The sequence below is a fragment of the Psychrobacter sp. 1U2 genome, from assembly GCF_051847575.1.
This window is the reverse complement of record NZ_JBPYDC010001077.1, coordinates 1-714: the sequence shown is the minus strand read 5'-3', so window position 1 is coordinate 714 and position 714 is coordinate 1. Positions and strand designations below refer to the sequence as shown.

The window sequence follows — 714 nt, the reverse complement described above, 5'->3', positions numbered from 1 at the left end:
AGTCATTAGCAGACCGCTATACTTATTTTATACCACTGCTTTTATAACATCGTCTTAGGGAATTTTATGCGTATTGATAACCGTGAGCTTGACCAACTTCGCTCGATCAGCTTTGAGCGCCACTATACCAAACATGCCGAAGGGTCAGTATTGGTTAGTTTTGGCGATACCAAAGTGTTGTGTACGGCAAGCGTCGAATCAGGGGTTCCACGTTGGTTAAAAGGCAAAGGTAAAGGTTGGATTACCGCTGAATACGGCATGTTACCGCGCGCAACCAACACTCGCAATCAGCGTGAAGCCGCCCGCGGTAAGCAGTCTGGTCGTACTCAAGAGATTCAGCGTCTCATCGGTCGTAGCCTACGTGCCATGATTGATCTTAGTAAGCTTGGCGAAAACACCATTTATCTTGATTGTGATGTCTTGCAAGCTGATGGTGGCACGCGCACGGCTAGTGTGACTGGTGCTGCTATTGCTCTAATCGATGCGCTTGAGAGCATTCAAAAGACCAAAAAGCTAAAAGCAGATCCATTGATTGGTCTAGTCGCTGCAATCTCTGTCGGTATGAAAAATGGCGAAGCTTATCTAGATCTAAACTACGAAGAAGATGCCAGCTGTGATACGGATCTAAACGTCGTCATGACGCAAAAGGGTGAGTTCATTGAGCTGCAAGGTACTGCTGAAGAAAAGCCGTTTACCCGTGCACAAGCTGATGAT

1 protein-coding gene is annotated in these 714 nt (G+C 46.6%); it reads left to right on the top strand.

Going from position 1 to position 714, the window contains the following annotated elements; all coding sequences use genetic code 11:
• Window positions 1-66 precede the first annotated feature (66 nt).
• The coding region (gene rph, locus ACS8FD_RS20480; protein ID WP_439277218.1) for a ribonuclease PH at window positions 67-714 on the top strand (648 nt) is incomplete at its 3' end.